21 protein-coding genes and 1 riboswitch are annotated in these 23796 nt (G+C 42.1%); of the genes, 12 read left to right on the top strand and 9 right to left on the bottom strand.

Annotation, left to right across the window (positions count from 1 at the left end; genetic code table 11):
• Positions 1–294: 294 nt before the first annotated feature.
• The 3 genes from ACSC9N_RS03020 (at position 295) to ACSC9N_RS03010 (ending at position 2642) form a co-directional block, all read left to right on the top strand.
• Positions 295–936 (top strand): peroxiredoxin, encoded by a 642-nt coding sequence (locus ACSC9N_RS03020; RefSeq protein ID WP_010327474.1) that lies wholly within the window; start codon positions 295–297, stop codon positions 934–936.
• 309 nt (positions 937–1245) lie between these two features.
• Positions 1246–2070, top strand: a complete 825-nt coding sequence (locus ACSC9N_RS03015; protein WP_010327475.1) for an MBL fold metallo-hydrolase — start codon at positions 1246–1248, stop codon at positions 2068–2070.
• Complete coding sequence (locus tag ACSC9N_RS03010) at positions 2067–2642, top strand: dual specificity protein phosphatase family protein (protein ID WP_348958171.1); 576 nt, start codon at positions 2067–2069, stop codon at positions 2640–2642. Before ACSC9N_RS03015 ends, ACSC9N_RS03010 begins: the two co-directional genes overlap by 4 nt.
• Before the next feature lie 26 nt (positions 2643–2668).
• Here the strand turns inward: ACSC9N_RS03010 and ACSC9N_RS03005 are convergent, their stop codons facing one another.
• The 4 genes from ACSC9N_RS03005 to trpA are packed head-to-tail and all read right to left on the bottom strand — an operon-like array spanning position 2669 to position 6649.
• A complete protein-coding gene (locus ACSC9N_RS03005; protein WP_395475057.1) occupies positions 2669–3682 on the bottom strand; it encodes an SPOR domain-containing protein in 1014 nt (337 codons plus the stop codon).
• Complete coding sequence (gene folC / locus ACSC9N_RS03000) at positions 3673–4956, bottom strand: bifunctional tetrahydrofolate synthase/dihydrofolate synthase (RefSeq protein ID WP_010327478.1); 1284 nt, start codon at positions 4954–4956, stop codon at positions 3673–3675. Before folC ends, ACSC9N_RS03005 begins: the two co-directional genes overlap by 10 nt.
• The gene (gene accD / locus ACSC9N_RS02995) at positions 4953–5849 is read right to left on the bottom strand and encodes an acetyl-CoA carboxylase, carboxyltransferase subunit beta (protein ID WP_004697788.1); all 897 of its coding nucleotides are present in this window, start codon (positions 5847–5849) and stop codon (positions 4953–4955) included. The genes folC and accD overlap by 4 nt, the downstream gene beginning before the upstream one ends.
• Positions 5846–6649, bottom strand: a complete 804-nt coding sequence (gene trpA / locus ACSC9N_RS02990) for a tryptophan synthase subunit alpha (RefSeq protein WP_004983629.1) — start codon at positions 6647–6649, stop codon at positions 5846–5848. Before trpA ends, accD begins: the two co-directional genes overlap by 4 nt.
• A 372-nt stretch (positions 6650–7021) precedes the next feature.
• Between trpA and ACSC9N_RS02985 the strand changes: the two genes are divergently transcribed.
• Entirely contained in the window at positions 7022–8353 is a 1332-nt protein-coding gene (locus tag ACSC9N_RS02985; RefSeq protein ID WP_348958169.1) for a Na+/H+ antiporter NhaC family protein, read from the top strand.
• Positions 8354–8404: 51 nt separating this feature from the next.
• Here ACSC9N_RS02985 and ACSC9N_RS02980 read toward each other — a convergent pair whose 3' ends face one another.
• Positions 8405–9427, bottom strand: a complete 1023-nt coding sequence (locus tag ACSC9N_RS02980) for an AraC family transcriptional regulator (RefSeq protein ID WP_234954210.1) — start codon at positions 9425–9427, stop codon at positions 8405–8407.
• 135 nt (positions 9428–9562) lie between these two features.
• Between ACSC9N_RS02980 and ACSC9N_RS02975 the strand changes: the two genes are divergently transcribed.
• Both ACSC9N_RS02975 and ACSC9N_RS02970 read left to right on the top strand, forming a co-directional pair.
• The gene (locus ACSC9N_RS02975) at positions 9563–10438 is read left to right on the top strand and encodes a metal-dependent hydrolase (protein ID WP_234954212.1); all 876 of its coding nucleotides are present in this window, start codon (positions 9563–9565) and stop codon (positions 10436–10438) included.
• 113 nt (positions 10439–10551) lie between these two features.
• Positions 10552–12384 (top strand): DUF3413 domain-containing protein, encoded by a 1833-nt coding sequence (locus tag ACSC9N_RS02970; protein ID WP_171519360.1) that lies wholly within the window; start codon positions 10552–10554, stop codon positions 12382–12384.
• 50 nt (positions 12385–12434) lie between these two features.
• Here the strand turns inward: ACSC9N_RS02970 and ACSC9N_RS02965 are convergent, their stop codons facing one another.
• From ACSC9N_RS02965 to ACSC9N_RS02950, 4 genes are all read right to left on the bottom strand, one after another.
• The gene (locus ACSC9N_RS02965) at positions 12435–13427 is read right to left on the bottom strand and encodes a DUF2804 domain-containing protein (protein ID WP_308469516.1); all 993 of its coding nucleotides are present in this window, start codon (positions 13425–13427) and stop codon (positions 12435–12437) included.
• A 162-nt stretch (positions 13428–13589) separates the two neighbouring features.
• On the bottom strand, positions 13590–14102 hold the full coding sequence (locus ACSC9N_RS02960; RefSeq protein ID WP_004983617.1) for a DUF1543 domain-containing protein: 513 nt from the start codon (positions 14100–14102) through the stop codon (positions 13590–13592).
• A gap of 510 nt (positions 14103–14612) precedes the next feature.
• Positions 14613–15842, bottom strand: coding sequence for a tryptophan synthase subunit beta (gene trpB / locus ACSC9N_RS02955; RefSeq protein ID WP_010327485.1), 1230 nt, complete (start codon positions 15840–15842; stop codon positions 14613–14615).
• Positions 15826–16467 (bottom strand): phosphoribosylanthranilate isomerase, encoded by a 642-nt coding sequence (locus ACSC9N_RS02950; protein ID WP_348958167.1) that lies wholly within the window; start codon positions 16465–16467, stop codon positions 15826–15828. Before ACSC9N_RS02950 ends, trpB begins: the two co-directional genes overlap by 17 nt.
• A gap of 142 nt (positions 16468–16609) precedes the next feature.
• A riboswitch (cobalamin riboswitch) is annotated at positions 16610–16817 on the top strand.
• 35 nt (positions 16818–16852) lie between these two features.
• Here ACSC9N_RS02950 and ACSC9N_RS02945 point away from each other — a divergent pair.
• From ACSC9N_RS02945 to ACSC9N_RS02920, 6 genes are all read left to right on the top strand, one after another.
• Positions 16853–18682: a TonB-dependent receptor plug domain-containing protein gene (locus tag ACSC9N_RS02945; protein ID WP_348958166.1), complete on the top strand. Its 1830-nt coding sequence runs from the start codon at positions 16853–16855 to the stop codon at positions 18680–18682.
• 100 nt (positions 18683–18782) lie between these two features.
• Entirely contained in the window at positions 18783–19361 is a 579-nt protein-coding gene (locus tag ACSC9N_RS02940) for a cob(I)yrinic acid a,c-diamide adenosyltransferase (RefSeq protein WP_348958164.1), read from the top strand.
• Positions 19362–19669: 308 nt separating this feature from the next.
• Positions 19670–20392 carry a glycerophosphodiester phosphodiesterase gene (locus tag ACSC9N_RS02935; protein ID WP_234954228.1) on the top strand — a complete coding sequence of 241 codons (723 nt, stop codon included), beginning with the start codon at positions 19670–19672 and terminating at the stop codon, positions 20390–20392.
• A 276-nt stretch (positions 20393–20668) separates the two neighbouring features.
• Positions 20669–21835 carry an acyl-CoA desaturase gene (locus ACSC9N_RS02930; protein WP_058951655.1) on the top strand — a complete coding sequence of 389 codons (1167 nt, stop codon included), beginning with the start codon at positions 20669–20671 and terminating at the stop codon, positions 21833–21835.
• A 74-nt stretch (positions 21836–21909) separates the two neighbouring features.
• Positions 21910–22239, top strand: a complete 330-nt coding sequence (locus ACSC9N_RS02925; protein WP_348958163.1) for a DHCW motif cupin fold protein — start codon at positions 21910–21912, stop codon at positions 22237–22239.
• A 78-nt stretch (positions 22240–22317) separates the two neighbouring features.
• A complete protein-coding gene (locus tag ACSC9N_RS02920) occupies positions 22318–23763 on the top strand; it encodes a protein adenylyltransferase SelO (protein ID WP_439036111.1) in 1446 nt (481 codons plus the stop codon).
• Positions 23764–23796 lie beyond the last annotated feature (33 nt).

Here is a 23796-nt window from a genome sequence, read left to right as displayed (position 1 = left end):
AATATAAATCAATAATGAAAAGAATTGTAGCCAATCATATACGCGATCAATTCTATAGAGCGATACACTTCAGAAGCAGAAATAATCTCGTCTAAACACCGTTACCAAATATGCAAATAAGCGGTCTCTAGAGCAACAATGAGGTCATCTTTGGTATACCCAAATACAGAACACCTATCCGACTAATTATGAATATTTTGTATAAATAAATAATAAAACACTATTTTTCATGCAAAAGAAATTGCGCCATAGTGATGTTCATTCCATAGACATAAAGATAATTTGAGGTTCAACATGAGTTTACGTTTAGGCGACATCGCACCCAACTTTCAACAGGCTTCGAGCGAAGGCGAAATCGATTTTTATCAATTTTTAGGCGATAGCTGGGGAGTACTATTTTCACATCCTGCTGACTACACGCCAGTATGTACCACCGAGCTTGGCTTTACCGCAAAACTCAAAGATGAATTTGAAAAACGTGGCGTAAAAGCCATTGCCCTCTCAGTCGATGATGTCGAGTCACATCAGGGTTGGATTAAAGACATCAATGCAACCCAAAACACCACGGTGAACTTCCCGATCATTGCCGACCAAGACCGTAAAGTGTCTGAGTTATATGGTTTTATCCATCCCAATGCCAGTGAAACATTAACGGTTCGCTCTTTAGTGATTATCGACCCAAACAAAAAAGTCCGTTTGATTATTACCTACCCTGCATCAACTGGTCGTAATTTCCATGAAATCTTACGCGTGATTGACTCACTGCAACTGACCGATCACTACAAAGTTGCAACTCCTGCGAACTGGCAACAAGGCGAAGATGTGGTGATTGTGCCATCACTCAAAGATGAAGCTGAAATCGCACAGCGCTTTCCGAAAGGTTATAAAGCAGTCACCCCGTATTTACGCCTGACTCCACAGCCTGAGCAAGGATAAAATACTCTACTCTTGCACTAGACAAGCGAAGCCCGAAGTTTTAACCGAGCAGCCCTATTGAAAACAAAAATGGGACACTGAGCTCCAAGCAATCCAAAGAGGAAACTAACCCATAAAAATACGTTCAGAGTCACCTTGTATGATCGTTTCAAACTCCAATGACGAGCCGAGTTTGAACTTTTGAAAGCCTGTCAATCGACAGGCTTTTTTCCGCTTAAAGCAGATACACATGACTCTTTAACAAAATCAAACTGTTAAAACTCACATCTTCCGCTATAACAATCAAAACAATACGATAAAAACGACTTTATGATTTATAACATTCACCATTTACATTGCGGCACCATGTGTCCAGTGTGTGCCCCTCTCTTTGGTCAAAAAGGTTTTCAAGCTAAGGTTGTGTGCCATTGTCTTTTGGTTGAAACAGATCAAGGGCTGGTGCTGATTGATACGGGCTTAGGCATACAGGACTATCTACACACCAAGCAGCGTTTGGGGCAGTTGGTGGCTCGAATTGGAAAAATTGAACAAAACTTAGAATTAACCGCAATTGCACAAATCCAAAAACTTGGCTTTAGCCCAAAGGATGTCAAACATATTTTGGTTTCACATCTGGATTTTGACCATGCGGGGGGTATTTCTGACTTTCCCAATGCAACCGTACATATTCTGTCTAACGAATATAATGCAGCACAAAACCTGAAATCATTTAAAAATAAAGCCCGTTATAAAACACAACAATTTCAGCAGCATCGCCATTGGCACTTTATTGAGCCGATCCACGGTGACGCATGGTTTAATTTGACTCAAGTGCAAGGGTTTGACTTATTTCATAATGAGATTCTTTTGATTCCACTGTTTGGGCATACTGAAGGTCACTGTGGCATTGCCATTAAAACCCAACAGGGTTGGACACTCTTCTGCGGGGATGCCTACTACTCCCACCTAGAACTCAATCCCCAAAACAGACTTCGCAGCTTAAATGCCTTGGAAGTATTTTTTGCCGAAGATAATGCACAGCGTTTAAGCAACCTGCATAAAATTCAACAATTGGCACAGTCGGAACCACGTATCGAAATCTTTTGCGCGCATGATCCGGTTGAACTTTCACACCATCAGAGCCTGATCCTATGACCAAATATCTTGTTATTCTTTCTCTGTGTATCAGTGTTTCTGGCTGTATGACTACGCCTGCGCTGCCCGAGACAGAGCGTCCACAACACTGGGGACAGTCTATCCAACCTGCGCATAATTTCTATCAAATCAGTGAAACTGTTTTTCGTAGTGAGCAACCCGATCAAGATTTAGTTCAGAGTTTAAAGGCGCAAGAAATTGATGTGATTATTAATTTACGCTCACGCAATCAAGACCTTAAAAAACTGTCCAACCAAGGGTTTGAACTGGTACATATCCCGATTCATACATGGGCGATTGACCGAGAAGACTTGTTAAAGGTGATGCAGCAAATTCAACATGCGGAGCAAAACCAGCAAAAAGTTTTACTGCATTGCTACCATGGCTCAGACCGTACAGGTGCGAGTGTAGCTATGTACCGCATTATCTTTCAAAACTGGCCTACCGCTGATGCCTTGGCTGCGATGAAATATGGCGGTTATGGTTTTCATCCGATTTGGCAAAATATCGAACCGTTATTTAGTCCCGAAAATATAAAATGGATTCAACAGCAACTGTTGAATCCATCTTAGTGAAGGCAATTAGGTTGAATCCGATCTTAGCGTTTGTCGAGTGGCACCCAGTCAATCACCCATGCGGACTTCATGCCGAGGCTCGCATCTGAAGTAATCTTCTTGCGGGCTGCATCGGCAGTATCACGGTCTTTGGATGGCCCCACCATAATCCGTACGCCTTTAGAGGTTGGACTTTTAGTGACCTTATAACCCTTGGCACGAAGCTTAGCAGCCAGTGCATCCGCATTGGCTTCATTGGCAGCCAATGCCACCTGTACCATCCATTGCTTATCGCCATGTTCAAGCAAATCACGCGCTTTCTCAGCTTCCGCCTTTTTCTTGGCTTCATCAGCTTTACGCTTTTCATCTGCCTTACGTTTGTCTTCCGCTTTTTTATCAGCATCTGCTTTACGTTCAGCTTCTTTTTTCGCTTCAGCCTTACGCTCATCTTCTGCTTTACGTTTAGCCTCTGCTTCTCGCTTAGCTTTATCTTCAAGTGCTTGCTTTTCTGCTAAGGCTTTTTGCTCAGCCAGTTTTTTTGCAGCCACTGCTTTTTCAGCTTCAGTACGCGCTTGCAGCTTTTGCTGTTCCAACTTCTTTACTTCAGCCGCTTTGTCCGTAGCAATTCGCTGTTGCTTGGCTTTTTCATCTTCAACCAATTCTGGTGGAATGTTGTCCGAGCTTTGCTGTGCAGCATTACGGTGCGCATTCAACGCGGCATATTCTTCCGCTGCTTTACGTGCAGCATCTGCTTCGGCTTGCTGTTGCATTGCTAAAAATTCGGCCGCACGAGCTTCTTGTTCAGCAACCGATTTTTCACGTGCTACACGTTGTTGTTCCAGCAAACGCTTTTCTGTTTCGACATCAACCGTTAACGGCTGAAGTTGAACCAACTCACCTTCGGCATTACGTTGCACATTTTGTGTGACTAGCTCTGGTGTTTTAATATTATTTTGATGTATTTCTTCTTTGCCTTTAAGCAGTAATGCCGCCAAAAGGACACCACCACCTAATAAAACAACGCCACCCATCCAACGTTGTTTGCTATTCATTGACATTCTTCCAAATACTCCCATACCGCTTCTAAGGTATGAAATGAACCACATACCAAAATCAGCTGATTATTCTTTGTTTCGTCGAGCGCTGATTTAAAAGCCAATTTCACACTGTCAAAGTGCTGCACATGTTGCCCTTGCAGCGCTTGATCCAATTGTTCAATTGGAGCTGCACGCGGGACCGTTAATGCCGCAATTTTCCACGTTTGTATGGAGTCTTTCAATAACTCTGTGACAGATTTCACATCTTTATCTGCCAACATCGAGAAAACACTGACTACTTCAGTGTACTGTTTATTGTATTTTAGGAAATTTCGCAATTGATTTAATAAAAAAGCAACACCATGCGGGTTATGCCCTGCATCAAAAATCACTGTTTTGTTCTGTATTTGGCGAATTTCAAAACGACCTTGCAATTTTGCGTTTTGAATTCCTTCAGAAATAGCCACTTGAGTAACCGTTAAACCACTCAATAAAACAGCAGCAACGGCTGTTGAAATATTTTCAACAGCGAGTGCACCCTGCGGTAATTTTAAGGTTGTACCAGAGGATGCAAACATCCACGACTGACCATGCTCACTGCGTTGATAAAAATAGTCACGATTCACTGCATAAAGTTTTGCAGCACAAGCATCCGCTTTATCGATAATCGCTTGAGGGATTTGTTGTAAGCCGCCAAACACCACAGGAATATTGGGACGGATAATACCTGCCTTTTCAAAAGCAATCTTTTCAATGGTATCGCCCAACCAGTCGGTATGGTCTAAACCAATATTGGTAATCACCGCAACATCGGGTTCAATTACATTGACCACATCTAAGCGACCACCTAGACCCACTTCAAGCACCCAAACATCACATGCTTGGTCTTTAAAAATGACAAAAGCCGCGAGTGTAGTCGCCTCAAAAAACGAGAGGCTTAAATCACAATCACGGCGCGCTTGATCCACTTGTACAAAAGCATTGACCAAGCTTTGGTTATCGACCTCTACACCACGCAATTTAACCCGTTCATTAAAACGGTAAATATGTGGTGACTGATACAGTCCCACCTTATAGCCTTGCGCATTTAAAATGGCAGCCAGTGTGGTGGTGGTCGAACCTTTTCCATTGGTTCCCGCTACGGTTAAAACTTTAGCATCGGGACGCGTCACACCGAGCTTTTCAGCTACAGGAATGACCCGTTCCAATCCTAAATCAATCCCCGTAACGTGAACATGGCCCCAATAATCGAGCCATGTTTCTAAAGAGTCTGTTGCAAGTGGTGCTGTGTTCAAGACAAATTCATCAGTTTCGCGACAATACGATAAACTGTATCACGTAATGCGTGACGGTGAACAATTTGATCGATTACACCATGATCAAGCAAGTATTCCGCACGCTGGAACGGCTCTTCTAGCTTTTCACGTACCGTTTGTTCAATCACGCGTTTACCAGCAAAACCAATCATCGCTTTCGGCTCTGCAATATGTACATCACCGAGCATCGCTAAAGATGCCGTTACACCACCATAAACAGGATGCGTCAACACCACCAAATATGGCAGACCCGCGTCTTTCATTTTTTGGATGGCTGCTGATGTACGCGCCATTTGCATCAAAGACAACATGCCTTCTTGCATACGTGCACCGCCCGAAGCAGCAAAGCAAATCAGAGGTTGTTTGTCCGCAATGGCTTTTTCAGCCGCTTGCACAAAACGGTCACCAACAACCGTACCCATTGAACCACCCATGAAGTCAAATTCAAAGGCACAGGCAACCAAAGGAATACCTTTAAGTAAACCTTGCATCACCACCAAGGCTTCAGTTTCACCTGTTTTGGTCTGTGCTTCACTCATACGCGCTGGATATGGCTTTGAGTCGACAAATTTCAACGGATCTTTGGCTTTAAATTCTTGTCCCAACTCTGTTTGCACTTGGTCAAAGAACCAATTCAAACGATCACGGGCTTTCATACGCAAATGTTCATCACACTGAGGGCAAACATACGCGTTAAATGACATTGCAGTACGTGTAACAAGTGCATGGCACTCAGGGCATTCAATCGTTGGTTCTGTAAACGTCGCCTTGAGTGAGGTTTGCTCATCAGGTACTTGAATACCGGGTACACCACGTTCAGTCCATGGCGTCGATGGGCTTAGGATTTTCCCTGATTTAACATCTTGACTCATACTAACTCATCGAGCGCTGCTCGAAGCTCCTTGACTTTATTAACCGTTTCAACCACGGCTTGTTCTGGTGCTAAGCTTGCAAATTGCTTAACAAAAGCACTACCAACAATCACAGCATCAGCCACTCCGCCCATTGCTTTGGCAGATGTCGCATCACTGATCCCAAAACCAACACCGACAGGAATATCTGTTTCTGCTTTAATTTTCGCAATTCGGTTTGCAGCTTCAGCAACGTCTAAAGTTGCTGCACCTGTGACCCCTTTTAAAGACACGTAATAGATGAAACCACTCGCCTGTTTCACCACATGTTTAATGCGTTCGTCCGTTGAGGTTGGCGCTAGTAAAAAGATTTGATCCATATCAAATTGCTTCAATACAACATCAAGCTCTGCTGCTTCTTCTGGTGGTAAGTCCACCAGTAGAATGCCATCGACACCACATGCATGCGCAGTCGATACAAACTTTTCATAACCAATGACTTCAACTGGATTCAGATAGCCCATCAATACGACTGGGGTCTCTTGATCCTTTTGACGGAACTCTTTGACCATATTCAAAGCATCTAAGGTATTGGTGCCACCTGCCAATGCACGTTCTGCTGCAAGGGCAATCACAGGACCATCTGCCATAGGGTCTGAAAATGGAAGACCGAGTTCAATCACATCCACACCCGCCTCGACCATCTGATGTAACAAAGGAACTGTTACCTGTGGATGAGGGTCACCAGCCATAACATAAGAAACCAAAGCTTTACGCTGTTGAGATTTAAGCTGTCCAAAACGAGTGGCTAAACGTGACATAGGGTTGTGCTTTCCTTAACTTGTTTAAAATTAAAACTACTGAGGAGTTGGCTTTGTAAAAATACAAGACGCTGCATTGTAACGCTATTTTTTACTCATTGAATAGAGCACATCGCGTTCGCGTTCCAATTCATTTTTCGTCAAATATTTTCAGAACAACCGTAAAGCACCATTTACTGATATTTCGGTTTTTTTCTCAATGATCAAAGATGCCTAATTTTAGGAAATACCAAAATGTCTAAGTTTTAGATAAACTTATTTTTATTTGCAAAAAAATGATAAAAATAGATGGCTTAGCTTTTACATTTAAAGTTTTATGAAATAGCAAAACCTGCATTATACTACGCACATTCTTTCATTTCCCTATCTCCTATGACCACCGATAACTCAGGTTTAGTGCAAGCACGTGCGCTTGCGCTGTTACCGCTTATTGTTTTTTTAGCCATTTTCTTAGGCAGTGGTATTTACCATTCTGTGATTGGAACCGAGTTTGCGTTCTATCAAACGAAAGCGCCTGTTGCGGCCATTCCTGCCATTATTTTGGCGGTATTGATTTATCGCGGTGAGCTGAATCAAGGCATCGAAACCTTTCTGCGCGGTGCAAGTCATCCAAACCTCATCTTGATGTTCATGGTGTTCATGCTGGCAGGCGCATTTGCCAGTACCACCAGCGCCATTGGTAGTGTCGATGCCACAGTACAAATGGGCTTGTCTGCGATTCCACCAGCCTTTGTGTTACCAATGCTATTTATTATTTCAGCGTTCATTGCAACAGCAATGGGCACCTCAATGGGCACCATTGCAGCCTGCGCCCCCATTGCCTTTGGTTTCTCTCAAGCCACCGATATTGCCGCAGTCTATGCCATAGGTGCGGTCGTAGGCGGTGCGATGTTTGGTGACAATCTTTCAATGATTTCGGATACCACCATTGCAGCTACCACCAGTCAAAACGTTCAGCTTCGAGACAAGTTTCGCGTCAATGTCTGGATTGCAGTACCTGCGGCTTTAATCACAATCGCGATTTATGTCTTTAGTATTCACCAAACCGAAACCATTCAATCCAAAGACTTTACCCCTTGGCTAGTATTGCCCTATGTGGTGGTGTTTTTCCTCGCATTCAGTCGTTTACACGTGCTTGCGGTACTTACAGTCGGTGTAGTGCTCTCTGGGGTGATGGGACTGATTACACAGCCAGAATTTACGGTCATTCAACTCAACACAGCCATCTACGATGGTTTTGTCGGTATGTTTGAAGTCGCGTTACTGTCGATGTTCTTGGGCGGTCTTTCGACCATTATGCAAAAAGAAGGTGGACTCGACTGGCTTATTCAACGTATTTACAGCCTAACCCGTTTATTTAAAGTTGGTCGTGAGCGCGCAGGTGAAATCGGATTGAGCTTTTTAGTGGTGTTTTCCAACATTTTTGTGGCCAACAACACTGTAGCGATTATTTTATCGGGCGATATGGCGCGTGAAGTCGCTAAAGAATATGGCGTAGACCCCAAACGTGCAGCCGCTTTGCTCGACATCTTTTCATGTGTTGTACAAGGACTTATTCCCTATGGAGCACAGCTTCTATTGGCCTGCTCAATTGCAAAGCTTTCGCCAGTTGAACTCATCGGCAGCATTTACTACTGTTGGATACTGGCGATCTTTGCCATCCTTGCGATTGCATTCCGTTTTCCACGACTGAAATCAGCCTGATCATTACATACATTTCAGCGCCTTCCAAAAGGCGCTTTTTTATGCCTGCTGTTATTTCAGTTGTCGTTTCAACTGCAATAAGGTCTGTCCACTGTGCTGTTTATAGGCACGCGCTAAAGCAGACTGTCCCGAATAGCCGAGTTGTAAGGCGATTTCAGTTAAACTCAAACCTTGTTGTAAGAGATATTCACATCGCTTCATGCGCTCTGACTCAAGTACTCGCTGAAATGAACTATCCCAGTCTTGCAACTGGCGTTGTAAGGTCCGCGTTGACAAGTGTAATTCATTAGCAATCTGTTCAATTTTAGGGGCTTCTGCATGCGCTTTAAGATAATCGGCCACGGCGCTATGAATCTGTTGTAATACGCTTTCATAACGAGGCTTGAGTGCGATTGCAACTTCTGCTTGTTTCAGTAAAAGCTGCGTTAAAGAAGGATCAGCAAAGCCCGATTTTAACGCCAGACTGTCCGCACTCATCACATAGGCATAGAAGCCTTGATTAAAGCTCACTTCACAGCCATAAAATTTTTGATAATGATACTGTGCCATCTGGGCTGGATGCGCCATTTGGATTTTTAAGAATTGTAATTGATCGGGGAAAATTTTCTTGGCCAAATACACAATGGATGCCATGGTCATTTCATTCAGTGAAGCATATTTATCATTGAGAAAAGGCCAAGTCAGCCAAATCTCATTGCCCCTTTGCTGCATCTGCATGGGACTAACTTCTGCACCATCAATCACCAAACGACTAAAACGCATCACATAACTCAATGCTTCAGCCACGCTATTACTGCGTGTGGCCATATAGCCCAAAACACCAAAATGCTCAGGTTGAATAAATTTTGCCATCTCCATAATCAACTGAGGGCAATCCAACTGTTCTCGCGTCAGTTGTAAAATCGTTTGAAAGAACGAAAATGGCGATTGGGTATCTATTGGCAGTTGTAATACATGCTCCAGTTCATACTGATATTGCTCTAAAAAACCGAGTTGATGAAAATCAATTCCTTGCTCTATGAGGTACATGTTCCAGAGCTGAAAATAACCATTGGGGATTTGTAATTCTTGCATGACGGCCAACCCGCTATTTGACATGCGATATTTTCACATTGGCGTAAAATGTATAAAAAATGGCAATATCTGTCAAAACAAACTGCATTTTCTCCGACATACTGCAATCATCCAAGGCAAATGAAGTAAAACAAAATGAATGCCATTGTTAAAGCGCCTGTTGAACCGATTGTGCGAACCCAACTTAATTTTAAGCTCGATGAAGTGCCCTGTTTTTGGTTTGGCGGTGACCCATTTCGGACGCGCATGTTCGATGCACTCAGCCTCACTTTCCCCGATGGAGAACGCTATTTTATTCAAAGCGTGCGTTTGTTTAGGGACCAAATTACAGAACCAAGCTTAGCGGCTCGTGTCAGTGATTTTATTAAACAGGAAGCACAGCATGGCATTGCCCACGACAAAATGAATCAGGTCATGCGAGAACAAGGCATGCCTGTCGATCAGTTTATTCAGCGTTTAAATAAAATCTTCAAGTTCGAATTAAGCAAACGCTCGCCGCAGTACAACATTGCCATGACGGCTGCGGCAGAGCATTTAACTGCACTGATGGCCGAGACTTTTTATAGCCATAAAGCCACGTTGGCTGAGGCTCATCCTTATGTGCGTGCTTTATTTGCATGGCATGCCATTGAAGAAATGGAACACCGTGATGTGGCGTTTGATGTGATGAAACAAGTCGGACATGTACCCGAAACAACGCGTCTATTTGCATTGGCCTTTACCACGGTGATGATGTTTGGTTTCACCACCTATCGTGCAGATGTCATGCTCAAGCATGATGGCTTTAGCCGTATTCAACGCTTGCAAATGATGCGTAAAGGACTGCCCTGGTTCTTTGGGAAAAAAGGGATACTGTCTCGGATGCGTGGTCAATATCTCGATTGGTTTAAGAAAGACTTTCATCCCAATCAACATCCTGTGATTGCACAGTACGATGTTTGGATGGACACCCTAGCAGAAAGTCATGACCCAATTTTAGCAGGTGAAGCTTTTTGGCAAGCTGGGAAATAATTCAGTAAGCGCAACAAATATACACTTTGGATGAGTTTAGGTATCATACGCCCATCTTAAAACATGGGCATATGAAGTTGAATTTGTATGTCCAATTACATCCGAAGTTAAAAATGTCGTTTAAATTCAAACTCCGCGTTCTTGGTTATCTGATCATGGTCAATGCAGTGATTTCGATGCTCATTGCTTGCAGATATTTCCTGTATTTATCTGAGTTTCCAACAGATTTACTGGGATTCAGTTTCTTATTTACTGGAACATTCTCGCACATGACTGTGCTTGCGTCCCTGATTGGCTTGATCTTGATTCCGAGCTTATTTCTACCCAATACGCTACGTCATATTACGCAAGCAAGTATTGCTAGCTTGGCACTCATTGCACTGATCATAGATACCTTTGTTTATGCACAGTACCGTTTCCACATCAATACTGTCATGTTGGAACTGGTGATGTCAGGTCAGGTTGTGAGTTTCTCACTCTCAACATGGCTGATGGTCATTGCTGCGATTACCTGTATTTTTGCGGCACAATTTTACTTCATTCGATTCTTAGAGAAAAAATTACCCACGTTTTCATGGAGCATTGGTAAAAAGTTTACAGGCTTAGTGTTTGTCACGTTACTTTTAAGTAATGGTATCCATGTTTGGGCAGCGGCACATGTGTATCAGCCTGTGACCATGACACAACGCTATTTACCAATGTTTTATCCGATGACCTCGAATAAAACCATGAAAAAATACGGCTGGATTGATGAAGAAGCTTTAGAAAAACAAAAGGCTATGTCTTTAGAACGTAAAAGTGACCTGAATTATCCGCTGACGCCGATTGTTGGAGAAGCTCCAAAGCAACCCACCAATATTATGTTTATCGTGATTGATTCTTGGCGTGCAGATACATTTAATGCAGATAACTCACCAAACTTGTGGAGTTATGCGCAGAACGGAAAGATTTTTAATCAACACTATTCAACAGGAAATGCCACACGCACAGGTATTTTCGGCATGTTTTATGGTATTCCTGGTACTTACTGGCATGGCATGATTGTGAACCGCCAAAGTCCAGTATTTATTGACCGTTTGCAAGCACTGAATTATCAACTCGGTTTATTTGCTGCTGCCAAATTAACCAACCCTGAATTCCACGAAACCGCGTTTTCAAAAGTGCCAAATTTACGTATTGGTTCTTCTGGCAAAGTGGCGGGGGGTATAGATGAAGAACTAACGCAGGATTGGTTAAAGTGGTATGAAAAAAGAGATCGAAACAAACCGACCTTTTCATTTTTATTTTACGACTCCCCACACGGATACAGCTTCCCTAAAGACTATCCACACCAGTACAAACCTATGCTGGATGAGGTTAATTATCTCAAGTTAAGTAATGATTCTGATCGTTCATTAATGATGAATCGTTATAAAACCAGTGTGCATTATGTCGACAGCATTGTGAAACAGGTTTTAGATAAACTAAAAGAAACGGGTGATGCAGAAAACACATTGGTCATCATTACCGGCGACCACGGACAAGAGGTGAATGATAATCTTCAAAACTTCTGGGGACATAATGGTAACTTTACCGACCCTCAAGTCAAAGTTCCCTTTGCAATCATTGGTCCGAAGATTCAAGCTGATAAACTATGGAATAACCAAGTTTTAACTAGCCATCAAGATATTATTCCAACCCTCATGAAGAACTATTTGGGTGTGACCACAAAAATTCACGACTATTCAGTGGGTGAAGATTTGTTGGGACCACAAATTCAACGTAATTGGATTTTAACCTCAAGCTATAGTAAATATGGCATTGTTACCCCTAAAAACATCTTAGAAGTAGGGGCTGTTGGGCAGTTCGAAATCTTAGACAAAAAGAATCAGCCAATGTCAGATCAAGAGCCAAACTATGCTCATGTTCAAGCAGCATTGGAGCAAATTAGTCGCTTTAATAAATAAAGGCAAAAGAAAAACCGGCATGATGCCGGTTTTTTTTATCACAGGTCTTTTTACCACTTTGCATAGTGCTGTTCGAGCAGTCCATATTCATTTAGCAATACAATCTCTTGATCACCCTGCTGAATCGTACCGCTAATTTTGGCTTGCCACTGACTAAACTGACTGCCCACGAGACGCAAATTTAGATTTTCAAAACGGCACCACCCCGTGGTCACTGTTAAATTTAAGCGTTCATCTAGCGAGCGAATGCTCCAACGCCCTTCTTCTTCCATTTGGAACAGAACATCACTCACGGTATAGAGCTTTCCATTCACCCACAGACAGTTTTCATTACCAAAACTTTCATTCACACCAGAGGCTAAGTTCAGACCAATACGCTTACCCTGTGCATCCCAAAAACTACAAGAAAGCCAAAACCAAGCTGTTTCCGGTCGGAGGAAACCACAGGTATCATCTAGCGCAGCCAAGGTCCGCTCATTAAACTGAATGATCTGCCCTGCTTTGTTGGTAAAAAAACCCTCACACGCTAAGGTGGTCAATTTTTGAGTATAAGTCCAACCATTAATCCCTGTTGGACTACACATACTCAATGGATCAGTACCTGCGCAGAAAATACGGGCGCTCAGCTTAATTTCACCATACTTGGTGACTTGAACATAGCGCACACCATTGGCATGCTGAATTTCAATTTGAAACGGTGAATTTGCAAACACACTTTGGTTATACAAAGGCTGTTCATCTAATACGGTTTTACGCGCTAGAAAATTCACGGCGTTCCATTCAAGTACTTCTTTTTTGAGATGATCGTAAATATAAACGAAACCATGCCCAGCCCAAGCAATATCAGCAATCGCTAAGCCAATGGTGTAATGCTCATGTTGAATGCTACAAAACTTAAATTTCTTATATTTCAGCTTTTTCCGCCATCCCGTAAGTACTTCACCATATGGGGTTTTATACTGATACTTATTTAAATCAATGGTTTTTGGAAGTTCGCTAAACCGACCATAATGTGGTTGTCCGTTGGACTGAATCAAATCCATTGATGCTTTATCCTTAAGCAAAAGTTAATTAATATCCCTAAGCCTATTATGCCTATAATTTTAAAGGTGAAAAGTCTTTAGTTTGTTTTTTCATCAAATTGTTCGCTAAACCTACTCTCTTTCATTTGAAGACACCACTTAAAAATTAAGAATGATCCAACCTTAATTTAACATCAGATATGTATTTTCCCAGATGTTTGCATCAAACTCAGCTTCAACCAAAACCACATAACGCCCATATACACAATCAATCGCAATACAGTCATCAACGTCTAAAACACGGTCAGTATGTTGCTTTTGCCATTTTTGATCAAAATATTGTTTGCCAAGTTGTTTAGCTTCCGCGGCATGCGGCGCAACGACGAGTACATAACGATGTAACTCCCCAAATTCACGTGCGTCATAACCACCTAAATTGATGAGCCACAGTTTTGCATCTGTGACTTGAGGCTGGGCATCACTAAACTGTATTTGGTATTTTTTCCCTCGACATTCAATACCATTCACTTGCATCCAAGCATCAATATGTAAGCCTTTTTGTTCACCAAACCATGCATTTTTAAGTTGCGGGTAACTCTCTTCTAAACTGTCAGCGACTGCAAATACAACATCATGAACTTCGGTATTGGCGCGGGCATGACGACCACCAAGCATGACCATAAATAGGCTGGGCATTCTATTTCCTTTCTTTTGAGACATTATTAAAGCTAACATGCGATTCACGGAAACGACATTCGCAATTGTTCGAGGTAGACCACACTTCGAGAGAATTTTTTTTGCAACGATATTAATCACATGAAAGTATAGGACGAGTTTTGCGAATGACAATGCCTTTGGTTACTTTGGGCTTATCCAAAGTAACACTATGAACTCATTACATTTGAGGTTTAAACAGCAAGACTCCGTCAAAATGTAAATAACGTTACAACCAATAAGATAGATTTGACCAGAGTTTTTATTGCTAGGAAATATCTTACTTTTGTTTCGGCAAAAGTAACAAAATCATCTTATTGAGCAGACATTACATCCCTGTAAGGCTGCTCAACAGGCGACATCCATGTCGCCTTTCCTTATTCATGTTTTGGATAAACTTCTATTTCAAAAAAAATCGTGCTGAAGTAATTCAGCACGATTTTAATATTGTATAACCTTCTCCACAGAGAGAGGTTTCACATCAGAGGAAAATTACATCTCAACCATTTCCACGCCATCAATACGTGCCACAGTCATTAAGTCCTTATCACCACGGCCTGAAACCGTCGCAATAATAATTTGGTCTTTAGACATCGTTGGCGCAAGTTTAGTGACATAAGCCATCGCATGAGAACTTTCCAATGCCGGAATAATCCCTTCAATATGAGTCAAATCACGGAAACCTTGTAAAGCTTCATTGTCATTGATTGGCACATAATCCACGCGGTGCATATCTTTTAAGAAGCTATGTTCAGGGCCTACACCTGGATAATCTAAACCCGCGGAAATTGAATGAGTTTCAATGATTTGACCTTGTTCATCCGACATTAAATACGTACGGTTACCATGTAATACACCGACATGACCTGCATTTAACGGTGCAGAATGTTTGCCCGTTTCAATGCCATAACCTGCGGCTTCAACACCATACATTTTGACATCGGCATCATTTAAGAATGGATAGAACAAGCCCATTGCATTTGAACCACCACCCACACATGCCACTAAAGCATCAGGTAAACGCCCTGCTTGCTCTTGAATTTGTTTACGTGCTTCACGACCAATAATCGATTGGAAGTCACGAACCAATTGTGGATATGGATGTGGCCCTGCAACAGTACCAATCACATAGTAAGTTGAATCAACATTGGTCACCCAATCACGCATGGCTTCGTTCATGGCATCTTTCAATGTTTTAGAGCCACTTTCCACAGGCACAACCGTAGCACCCAATAAACGCATACGATACACGTTCATAGCTTGACGTTTTACATCTTCCGCACCCATGAACACCACACACTCAAGACCTAAACGTGCTGCAATTGTCGCTGTTGCAACACCATGTTGTCCTGCGCCAGTTTCAGCGATAATTCGTTTTTTACCTGACAGTTTTGCCAATAAAGCCTGACCAATGGTGTTATTCACTTTATGCGAACCTGTATGATTCAGGTCTTCACGTTTTAAGTAAATTTGCGCACCACCCAACTCTTTCGACCATCGCTCAGCATAATATAAAGGACTAGGACGACCTACATAGTAGGCGAGGTCACGGTCGAATTCTGCCAGAAACTGCTCATCATCCTTCATACGGAAATAGAGCTTTTCTAAGTCTTCTAATGCTGCCATTAGAGTTTCTGACACAAAACGTCCGCCATGGATACCGAAATGCCCACGTTCATCTGGGTATTGGGTATAGTCAATCACATTACTTTGCTGATCCACGATGGACTCCTTGCATGAAGTTTTCTATAAGTTGTTGGTCTTTTATACCTTTAGCGGATTCGACGCCTCCGCTGACATCTACAGCATAAGCCCCAGTCGTCTTTATAGCGTCTTCAACATTAGTTGGGGTTAAACCACCCGCTAAAATTAAAGGAATATCGAGCTTAGGGAATTGTGACCAGTCAAAACTATGTCCTGTTCCCCCTTTTAATTCAGGATGCCATGCATCTAAGAGTACTGCACTTGCCCCTGCCTGTTGATAGCGTTTCACTTCTGTGACCACATCCAGTTCAGGTTTCACTTGAATGGCTTTATACCAACGACGCCCGACTTGTGTAGCAATCATCTGACAGTCCGCTGGTGTTTCATCACCATGAAACTGAATGATATCCAGTGCAACTTGTTTTAGCACATCCGCAATCTCATCCGCAGTCGCATTTACAAACAATCCCACCGTTTGAACATAAGCAGGAACATGTTGAATGAGTTCTTTGGCTTGATCCACACTAACATAACGTGGACTAGGTGGGAAAAATACAAAACCAATTGCATCTGCCCCTGCTTTGACCACAGCATCAATATCTTGGCTACGGGTAATTCCACAAATTTTGGCACGGGTTCGCATATTTATGACTCTGGCTCAGCCCTATTTATAGATGATCTATAAATATCTGGGCGAATCATTGTAATGCAATTTTTTCACCTTGCGTAAAGTTCATCCTGAAAAATCTTTACATCGATTGTTTAATTCGCATACAAACCGTATACTGCGCCCAAATGCAATAAGTCTGAGCATTTATGCTTTAGGGAAGTTGGTGCAAATCCAACACTGCCCCCGCAACGGTAAAACGAAACGTATATCTTTATAAGTGTTTGCACTTACATCACTGCACTCGTGTGGGAAGATGGATATACCAATATTGTTCGCAATATTTATATTTAAGTCCGGAGACCTGCTTATTGCGCCATTTAACTCAATCATTCACGGGGGGTGAATGTATGGAGCCAGCATGCCAAATTTATTTCAGCCTACAGCTTTAGTGGGCGCAATCGCTATTGCGATGGGTTTCTCCGTTTCTGCATCTGCACAAGACAGCATTAATGCGTCTTTAGATACACTAGTTGTCACTGCAACACGTTCTGAAGAAAAGATTAAAGACGTACCAGCACGTATCTCAATTATTGAACCACAGATTGTAGAACAATCGCCAATTGCATCTTTACCTGATCTATTAAAAACAGATGCCGCGATCAATATGGTGCAAAGCGGTGGTATGGGGCAGCTTGCAGATATCTACTTACGTGGAACTGAATCAGATCACACCTTAATTTTACGTGATGGTGTTCGTTTAAATAATGCTTCTTCAGGTACTGCAAGTCTTGCATTTTTAGATACTACTGACATTAAACAAATTGAAGTTCTCAAAGGTCCAGCATCCGTCTTATATGGTACCGATGCGATTGGCGGTGTAATTCAACTTGTATCTAAAACACCAGAAAAAACAGGCGCTTTTATTACAGGAGAAATGGGTGAGCACAGCACTTATAAATCTGTAATAGGTGCAGACTTAGCAGAAAATGGTTTTTATGCACAAGTTCGTGGTCAACGCCTTGAATCAGATGCAACTAAAGTGACGAATCAAAAAACCAATAAAACTGATACTGCATCTTTCGATCAAAAAGGCTTTAGTACCAAATTAGGCGTCGAAAAAGAAGACTATGCTGTATCAGTAGATTACAGCAGTAATAAAGGTACAAGTTTATACGATGCTTATACCTTTGATGGTACGTTACTAAAACAAGATTTTGAAAATGAGATCATCAATCTGCGTAGCCGTTTAAATGTAACGGATCAATTTGAACTCAACACACGTTTATCTCAATTTAATGATGAAGTTGATCAAAAAGATTCAACAGACTACGTCCATAGTAAGACACAAGAAGCTGAACTTTATGGCAAATGGAACTTCACTCCTAGCCAATCTATTATTTCTGGGATTACCCATCGCAAACTTGAAGGCGACATCTTATCTTATGGTACGCCTTATAATGAAGATGTAGATTCAACTGGTTACTATGCTCAACATCAATACAACGGCTCAAAACTAAATACTCAAGTCGGTATTCGCCTTGAAGATAACGAAAAATATGGTTCACATACAGTAGGCCAAATGGCGGCACGTTATCAATTACTCACCAACACAAGTATTTATGCAAATATTGGCACTGCTTTTAAATCACCAACGTTAAATGAACTCTATAATTCATGGAATGGTAATCCTAACCTAGATCCTGAAGAAAGCACCTCCTATGAAATTGGTCTTGATCAGGTTTTGGCTTACGGTTTCCAAACAGGTTTATCTACTTATTACACTAAAGTAGATGACTTAATTGCATCTGGTTCAAATGGTTTACTAACCAATATTCAAGAGGCAACTTATCAAGGTGGCGAGCTATATCTAGGTTGGCAACAAGATGATTTGTTTACGAAAGCAACCTATAGCTATGTTAAAGCTCAAAATGAAGAAACCAATGAAGACCTAAAACGTCGACCTCGCCAAGGATTCACCTTAACGACTGGTTTACAAAACGAAGTTTATGGCATTAGTGCTTCATTAGTTGCTAAATCTAAAGCCAAAGAATGGAATAAGAACTATAGCACTCCAGGTTATGCAACCATTGATATCAACGCATTTTGGAATGTAAATCCATATGTAAAACTCTTCACGAATATTCAAAATATTGGTGATGTTGAATATAAAACTGCATATCAAGACCGTGGTTATTACTATATGAATGGCGGCCGTCAAGCCTCTGTAGGAGTCACTTTCCGTTATTAATTTAATGTAAAGACTCAAAAAACAATTTAAAACAGCGCAGTTTATGGATAATGTTTTGACCGGCATTATCCTTTTTTTCATTCTTTAGGCAGGACAAATTATGGGCCACCGTTTAAGTAAAATTTATACCCGTACTGGCGACTCAGGCACCACAGGTCTGGGTGATGGATCACGTGTCACTAAAGATGATCTAAGAATTACCGCACTTGGTGATGTGGATGAACTCAATTCAACCATTGGTGTACTTCGTGCTCAAATTACTGCAAGTCAAATCACAGACAAAGCAACATGGGATAAAAGCTTAAGCCTGATTCAGCACTGGCTTTTCGACTTAGGCGGTGAAGTCTGTATTCCAAACTATCATTTGCTCCAACCAGTTTGTATTGAGTTTCTTGAACAAGAAATTGACCGTATGAATGAAGACTTACCCATGCTGAAAGAATTTATCTTACCTTCGGGTTCTTTAGCATGTAGCTATGCACACCAAGCACGCGCGGTATGTCGCCGAGCTGAACGTAGCTTAATGTCAGTGCACACGCGTGATCAAAATATTCAAAGCACCGCACTACAGTTGCTCAACCGCTTATCGGATTGGCTTTTTGTCACATCGCGTGCTTTACAGCGTGCTGAAGGTGGCTCGGAAGTACTTTGGCAAAAAAATATCAATGAAACTATTTAAACAATTCTAAGTATTTAGAACGAAATAGATTTTTTTCAGAGTCTTCCTGTGATCAATTCACTGGAAGACATTGTTAATGTTACTTTTCTTTTGGGAAAAGAAACCAAAACCATTTGCTAATTGTAAAACTCATCAAATACGATCAGTTATAGTGAATATCACAGAAAAATTTTATTCAAATTCAATTCTGCCGAAAACCATTACGAATCGCATTTACGTATATCTGATATCTCCACCTTAGAATCGATCCCAATCCGATGTTTTTAGCGCTACAATCACGCGAAAGGCGTATATAAATCAGGTTCAATATGAGAATCATCGGACATCGTGGTGCACGTGGCGAAGCCCCAGAAAATACACTCGGTGGTTTTCAATATATTCATGATCTAGGCATACGTGCGGTCGAATTTGATGTTCGTCAGCTCAACGACCATGAGCTGATCATTATGCATGATGACAACATGCTCCGAACCACCGGTATCGACCAAGCACTCTACCCATTAAACAGCACACAACTCGATAGCTATAACCAAGCACATATTTGGCTAGACTGGGAAAAGCAAAGTACCCCAACACTACGACAAGCACTCCAGATTATGCAGGACTTTGAACACCTTGAAGTTGAAGTCAAAGCTGTAGAAACACAAGCTGAAGCTGAGCGACTGACGCAACATTTAACACATCAACTTAGAGGCTTTGAACGTACTGCGGTCATCACTAGTTTTGATCTTAAAATCCTACAAGCACTCCTAGATCAACATTCAACATTTAAACGTGGCTTATTGATTGAAGACGATATTCAACAACTTGCGATTGAACAAGCGCTCAAATACGACTGTTGCCAAATCGGCTGGATGAACCAACTGGCAACCGATGACTTGTTAAAAGCCACACAACTAGCGAATTTAGCCATTAGTGTTTGGACAGTGAATGACATCGAACGCGCCAAACATTTACGTGACTGTGGCATTGATGGATTAATTACCGATTTTCCTAAAATGATGCTACAACATTTGGCAGATGCACATTGAACAAGCCAACGACTGACTTGAGTTTTACATGAGTAGTGACACTGAAAATATTGATTTTTCATATTGATCGCTCTGCTACGATAAAGCCTAGAAATGCTTCGGTAATTTCGATATCTAAACATTCGTATTCTGTTACTGTTTAGTACAATACATCTGTACAATAATGCTAGTGAACCAAGGTTCGCTCATGCTAATATGCTGTAGCTTAATCCATGCAAAAAGTAATGGATTGACCTTCCATTTATACCTCCCAAGGTTTCAGGAGTGCTGTTGGAGATGAATGCTCCCCTACCCAAAGCCCCATTTAACTGGGTTGCAATTTTTGCATTGGTTTTTCTTCCCATTGTGGCTGTGATTGCAATTCCCTTATATGCCTTTCAGCATGATTTCAGCTTAGCCGCTTGGATCAGTATGTTTGTATTACTGGGTGTTAGTAGCTTAGGTATTACCGCTGGCTATCACCGCTTATGGGCACACCGTGCTTATGAAGCAAGCTTACCTTTAAAAATCATTTTGATGATTATGGGTACCTTTGCCGTGCAAAACAGTATTTTATTTTGGAGTTCAGGTCACCGTACCCACCACCGCCATGTCGATGATATCGAGAAAGATCCATACTCGATTAACAATGGTTTTTGGTATGCGCACATGGGGTGGATGCTTCGTGACTATCCATCAGCAGAACCTGATTTTAAAAATGCACCCGATTTACTGAATGACAAATTGGTGATGTTCCAACACAAATACTATGTTCCTTTAGTGATCATCGTCCACACTGGTATTTTATTACCGATTGGTTGGGCTGTAGGCGACTTATGGGGCGTGTTATTGTTGGGCGGATTAATGCGTTTAATCCTCAGCCACCACGTCACGTTCTTCATTAACTCTTTATGCCACATGTGGGGCAAACGTCCATATACAGACGAAAATACCGCACGTGACAACTTCTGGTTAGCTATTGCCACTTGGGGTGAGGGTTATCATAACTACCACCACATTTTCCAATACGACTATCGTAACGGGGTGAAATGGTGGCAGTATGACCCAACCAAATGGTTGATTTGGTCATGCTCAAAACTTGGTTTAGCTAAAAACTTACGTCGTATTCCGAGCTTTAATATTAAAAAAGCTGAACTTGCGATGAAGTTTAAATACGCAGAACAAGACTTAGAAGTTCATGGTCTCAATGTCAGTGATGACATCAGCTCGGCGAAAGCTCGTATTGCGCAAGAGTATGATGCATTCACCCAAACCTTGAATGACTGGGCAAAATTGAAAGAGCAAGAAATTCAAGCCAAGAAAACGGCTGTGGCTGAAAAAATCCATCAAATGGATGAAAAGCTCAAAATTGAGTTTCAGTTAGTCGAACAGCGCTTAGGTCATCACCGTCAAACCTTGACCACCTTGATGCGTAGCATTAAAAAAGCGCCTGTTTCACAATAATTGATCTCTGATTCACCATTTCAAAAGAAAGCTCCGCAAGGGGCTTTTTTTAGCAGTTCATAAAGGATAACAACATGGATATTAAGAATATTCCTTTCGGGATCACCAACTGGGCCGAGATACCAACCACCCGCCATACAGGTGATCAAGGTTATGCACTATGGCGTACTCAACAATTTGACGCGATTCGCGTGCGTATGGTGGAGTATTCTGAGAACTATCTGGCCGACCATTGGTGTTCTAAAGGGCATATTCTGTTGTGCTTAGAAGGCGAACTACACACCGAACTAGATGATGGTCGTAGCTTTACCCTCACGGCTGGCATGAGTTACCAAGTTGCAGATCAAGCTGAAGCCCATCGCTCGTCCACCTCAAAGCGTGCCAAGCTGTTTATAGTTGACTAAAACAGTTGGATATATGTCTTAACACTAAAACTTTGCTATATTGATGGGGTCATGGCTTATCCCTTGTGATCCTTCACTATGCAGTTCAATTCACGCTACTCCCTCCTTCCTTCAAAACTTTATCACCATCAACAGCCCTTGCCACTAAAAGGGGCAAAAGCAGGTCATTTCAATGCCGCTTTAGCAGAACAGTTGCAATGGTCTGAAGCCGACAAACAGTCTTGGATAGAGATTTGTAGCGGACAAAAAACCTTTAGTGAATTTGAACCATTGGCAATGGTCTATGCTGGGCATCAATTTGGTCAGTGGGCAGGACAGCTCGGTGATGGTCGAGGTTTATTGATTGTGCAAATTCTCGATCAACATGGGCAAACCGTTGACCTGCATTTAAAGGGCGCAGGTTCTACTCCTTATTCGCGTATGGGAGATGGTCGTGCGGTACTTCGCTCCGTCATTCGTGAGTATTTGGCTGGACATGCGCTGAATAATTTAGGCGTCGCATCGAGTAATGCCGTAGGCTTTACCTCGTCGGCTCAAGGCGTGCAACGGGAGAAATTGGAACTCGGTGCAATGATGTTACGTACATCAGACTGTCATATTCGCTTGGGACATTTTGAGTGGATCAACCAGTACCAACCTGATTTACTCGACGAATTTACCCAAAAATGCATCGAATGGCATTACCCCGAGTGTTTAGAGGCAGAGCAACCCATTTTGGCATTTGCAACCCAAGTGATTCAACGGACTGCGATAATGGTTGCCAAATGGCAACTGGTCGGTTTCGCACATGGAGTAATGAATACCGATAATTTAAACATTACAGGTTCAACCCTCGATTTTGGCCCTTATGGCTTTATGGAACGCTTTCGTCCGAATTGGATTAACAATCATTCCGACTACCAAGGCCGCTATACCTATCAGCAGCAGCCAAGCATTGGACATTGGAACTTATGGACATGGTTGAATAACCTGATTCCGCTTTGTCCGCAAGATTATGACAAAGAACAATGGAAGCAAGACCTTGCCAATTGCCTAGAGCACTATGAACCCACGTTCTTGGAGCACTATAAACAAGGTTTAAGCCAGAAAATGGGCTTACCTCATTTCCACACGGACAGTTTTGACTGTGCCATGACCTTCTTACGGATTCTACAAACTGAACAGCTCGACTACACACAAAGCTTTACGCGTTTGCAAGAGCAGCAATATGAAATGATTAAAGATGACTGCCTTGACCGTCGTCAATTTGAAAGTTTCCTCGCGCAATATGAACAGATTCGTGCAAATCAAGACACAGCAGCACTCAATGCAGCCATGCAACAAGCCAACCCTGTTTATATCCTACGCAATCACATGGCGCAAAAAGCGATTGAACTGGCTGAACGAAATGATTTCTCAGAAGTCGAACGCTTATTTGACCTGCTTAGCCAACCGTTTGAGCGGAATGTAGCACTAGAGAAAGCGGAAGATTTAGCACCTTTGCCAACGGATGTTCCTGAGGTGATGGTGAGTTGTTCCTCTTAAGCATTTGGCTTAAACTGTGGATAAATTAAACAA

The sequence above is a fragment of the Acinetobacter sp. PC34 genome (assembly GCF_051789135.1).
Classification (GTDB): domain Bacteria; phylum Pseudomonadota; class Gammaproteobacteria; order Pseudomonadales; family Moraxellaceae; genus Acinetobacter; species Acinetobacter johnsonii.
This window is presented reverse-complemented; position numbering and strand designations above follow the sequence as displayed.

Bases quoted from the DNA above. Each gene is read 5' to 3' on its own strand.
- ACSC9N_RS03020 (WP_010327474.1), top strand. From the start codon at position 295: ATGAGTTTACGTTTAGGCGACATCGCACCCAACTTTCAACAGGCTTCG.
- ACSC9N_RS03015 (WP_010327475.1), top strand. From the start codon at position 1,246: ATGATTTATAACATTCACCATTTACATTGCGGCACCATGTGTCCAGTG.
- ACSC9N_RS03010 (WP_348958171.1), top strand. From the start codon at position 2,067: ATGACCAAATATCTTGTTATTCTTTCTCTGTGTATCAGTGTTTCTGGC.
- ACSC9N_RS03005 (WP_395475057.1), bottom strand. From the start codon at position 3,682: ATGTCAATGAATAGCAAACAACGTTGGATGGGTGGCGTTGTTTTATTA.
- accD (WP_004697788.1), bottom strand. From the start codon at position 5,849: ATGAGTCAAGATGTTAAATCAGGGAAAATCCTAAGCCCATCGACGCCA.
- trpA (WP_004983629.1), bottom strand. From the start codon at position 6,649: ATGTCACGTTTAGCCACTCGTTTTGGACAGCTTAAATCTCAACAGCGT.
- ACSC9N_RS02985 (WP_348958169.1), top strand. From the start codon at position 7,022: ATGACCACCGATAACTCAGGTTTAGTGCAAGCACGTGCGCTTGCGCTG.
- ACSC9N_RS02980 (WP_234954210.1), bottom strand. From the start codon at position 9,427: ATGCAAGAATTACAAATCCCCAATGGTTATTTTCAGCTCTGGAACATG.
- ACSC9N_RS02975 (WP_234954212.1), top strand. From the start codon at position 9,563: ATGAATGCCATTGTTAAAGCGCCTGTTGAACCGATTGTGCGAACCCAA.
- ACSC9N_RS02970 (WP_171519360.1), top strand. From the start codon at position 10,552: ATGTCGTTTAAATTCAAACTCCGCGTTCTTGGTTATCTGATCATGGTC.
- ACSC9N_RS02965 (WP_308469516.1), bottom strand. From the start codon at position 13,427: ATGGATTTGATTCAGTCCAACGGACAACCACATTATGGTCGGTTTAGC.
- ACSC9N_RS02960 (WP_004983617.1), bottom strand. From the start codon at position 14,102: ATGCCCAGCCTATTTATGGTCATGCTTGGTGGTCGTCATGCCCGCGCC.
- ACSC9N_RS02950 (WP_348958167.1), bottom strand. From the start codon at position 16,467: ATGCGAACCCGTGCCAAAATTTGTGGAATTACCCGTAGCCAAGATATT.
- ACSC9N_RS02945 (WP_348958166.1), top strand. From the start codon at position 16,853: ATGCCAAATTTATTTCAGCCTACAGCTTTAGTGGGCGCAATCGCTATT.
- ACSC9N_RS02940 (WP_348958164.1), top strand. From the start codon at position 18,783: ATGGGCCACCGTTTAAGTAAAATTTATACCCGTACTGGCGACTCAGGC.
- ACSC9N_RS02935 (WP_234954228.1), top strand. From the start codon at position 19,670: ATGAGAATCATCGGACATCGTGGTGCACGTGGCGAAGCCCCAGAAAAT.
- ACSC9N_RS02930 (WP_058951655.1), top strand. From the start codon at position 20,669: ATGAATGCTCCCCTACCCAAAGCCCCATTTAACTGGGTTGCAATTTTT.
- ACSC9N_RS02925 (WP_348958163.1), top strand. From the start codon at position 21,910: ATGGATATTAAGAATATTCCTTTCGGGATCACCAACTGGGCCGAGATA.
- ACSC9N_RS02920 (WP_439036111.1), top strand. From the start codon at position 22,318: ATGCAGTTCAATTCACGCTACTCCCTCCTTCCTTCAAAACTTTATCAC.